Here is a 2,504-nt window from a genome sequence, read left to right on the forward strand (position 1 = left end):
AAGAAGGGGTCCAATGGGCGTTCATCTCGGTGGACGCTTGCGGGCACAGCCCGCTAGGCTCAACCGCCGGATGCGGAAAACCGCATGTCCGGTGGTGTGGGAGGGGTGACGGGCGCAATCCCGTCACCCCGACCCGATCGGGAATTTTGTAGGGTGGATAAGCGCAGCGCATCCACCATCAGCCTCGCGGACGGCTCCATGCTGGTTGCTGCCGCCCGAATTTGGGCGTCATTCCGGCAGGATGCCGGAAGGAAGTCGCCACGGATGGTAACCCTCAGCGAGCACAGACCCGCAAGATTTAGACAAGACGCCCTACCAGGACACGCGATCAGCTTAGGTTTTCATTCAAGAAATCGTGCCGCAACAGCGGCGAGGTCAGTATGAGTTCAGTCCCCTCCTCCATCCAATCCCCGATCCAGCGCCGTGTCACGGTCCCGGTACGCATCGGGCCGGTGACCGCGGGCGGCGGCGCGCCCATCGTCGTCCAGTCCATGACCAACACCGACACCGCCGACGTCGCGGCCACCGTGCGTCAGGTGGCGGAGCTGGCGGAGGCCGGCTCCGAGCTGGTCCGCATCACGGTCAACACCGAGACCGCCGCCCGCGCGGTGGCGCAAATCCGCACCGCGCTGGACGCCCAGGGCTGCGGCGTGCCGCTGATCGGCGACTTCCATTTCAACGGCCACCGTTTGCTCACCGACTACCCGGACTGCGCCCAGGCCCTGGCCAAATACCGCATCAACCCCGGCAACGTGGGCAGCGGCGCGACGCGCGACAGCCAGTTCGCCACCATGATCGAGATTGCCTGCCGTTATGACCGGCCGGTGCGCATCGGCGTCAACTGGGGCAGCCTGGATCAGGATCTGATCGTGCGCATGATGGATGAGAACGCCCGCAGCGCCGCCCCCCTGTCGGCCGAGCGCGTGATGCACGAGGCCATGGTGGAGTCCGCGGTCGCCAATGCCGCGCGCGCGGTGGAGCTGGGCCTGCCCAAGGACCACGTCATCCTGTCCTGCAAGATGAGCGGCGTGCAGGATCTGATCGCCGTCTACCGCATGCTGGCCGCCCGGTCGGACCACGCCCTGCATCTGGGCTTGACCGAGGCCGGGATGGGTTCCAAGGGAATCGTCGCCTCCACCGCGGCCCTGGCCGTGCTGTTGCAGGAAGGCATCGGCGACACCATCCGCGTCTCGCTCACCCCGGCGCCGGGGGAGGCGCGCACCCGCGAGGTGCAGGTGGCGCAGGAAATCCTCCAGACCATGGGCCTGCGCTCCTTCGCCCCCATGGTCACCGCCTGCCCCGGCTGCGGACGCACCACCAGCGACACCTTCCAGCACCTGGCCCAGGACATCCAGGGCTACCTGCGCGAGCAGATGCCGCAGTGGCGCGCCCGTTATCCGGGGGTGGAAACCCTGCAAGTCGCGGTGATGGGCTGCGTGGTGAACGGCCCCGGCGAGAGCAAACACGCCAACATCGGCATCAGCCTGCCGGGCAACGGCGAGCGCCCGTCGGCGCCCGTCTTCATCGACGGCGAGAAAGTCGCGACCCTCAAGGGCGACGATATCACCGCGCAATTCAAGCGCATGGTGGACGACTACGTCGAGCGGCGTTATGGCTGAGCCTGTTGGGGTTCGTTCCTCACCCCAACCTACATGGATCACGCCGGTCGCCTGTAGGTTGGGGTGAGCGAGAGCGAACCCCAACGCTCACCCGAGCCGGCCTGACCCGAAGCGACCAGAAAAAACAGTTCTCACACAAAGACACAAAGATCACAAAGGTCTTCAACGCGGTCCAGCAAGTCACCCGCGCAATGATCGGCCGGACGCTGCCAATGATCTCTTTTCCTTTGTGTTCTTTGTGTCTTTGTGTGAGCCATTCCCGGTCTTAGATTCAACCACCTTGCCACCCGAGGAGCCCGCCATGTTCAAGCAGTTGATTCCCATCGCTCTGATCGCCGTCTGCACCCCCGCCCTGGCCGCCGAGCCCATGGTGGTCCAGGTCAAACGCCTGTCGCTGGACACCGCGCTCAAGATCGCCCAGGGCAGCATCGCCGCCTGCCGCGAGAAAGGCATCCAGATCGGCGTCACCGTGGTGGATCGCGACGGCACGGTGCAGGTCACCCTGCGCGACACCATCGCCGCGCCCATCACGGTGCCGATCAGTGAGCAGAAGGCCCGCACCGCGGTCAACTTCAACGCCGCCACCTCCGCCATGAAGGACCGCGCCAACAGCCCCATCGGCCGCATCGACGGTTTGCTGATGTCCCCCGGCGGCGTGCCGATCCTGGTCGGCGGATCGGCCCTGGCCGGCGGGGTGGGCGTCAGCGGCGCACCGGCCGGCGAGACCGATGAGGAATGCGCACTGGCCGGCGTCGCCAAGGTGCAGGAGGATTTGGATTTGGCGATGTAGTGTTGGGCGGATCCCTGGCCTTGATCATAATTCCGGCCACCCGTCGTTGCGGCAGCCCGTCGCGGCCGCGGGCCGCTCCTACGGTAGGAGCGGCC

General features: G+C 66.3%; 2 protein-coding genes. Both read left to right on the forward strand.

The features are described 5' to 3' along the window. Positions 1-380: 380 nt before the first annotated feature. Positions 381-1,619: a flavodoxin-dependent (E)-4-hydroxy-3-methylbut-2-enyl-diphosphate synthase gene (gene ispG, locus QZY03_RS21085; protein WP_295584300.1), complete on the forward strand. Its 1,239-nt coding sequence runs from the start codon at positions 381-383 to the stop codon at positions 1,617-1,619. A gap of 301 nt (positions 1,620-1,920) precedes the next feature. Next, complete coding sequence (locus QZY03_RS21090; protein WP_295584302.1) at positions 1,921-2,409, forward strand: heme-binding protein; 489 nt, start codon at positions 1,921-1,923, stop codon at positions 2,407-2,409. Positions 2,410-2,504: the final 95 nt, after the last annotated feature.

The sequence above is a fragment of the uncultured Lamprocystis sp. genome (assembly GCF_903933125.1).
Classification (GTDB): Bacteria; Pseudomonadota; Gammaproteobacteria; order Chromatiales; family Chromatiaceae; genus Thiodictyon.

Coding starts and splice junctions, on each gene's coding strand:
- ispG (WP_295584300.1), top strand. CDS start 381: ATGAGTTCAGTCCCCTCCTCCATCCAATCCCCGATCCAGCGCCGTGTC.
- QZY03_RS21090 (WP_295584302.1), top strand. CDS start 1,921: ATGTTCAAGCAGTTGATTCCCATCGCTCTGATCGCCGTCTGCACCCCC.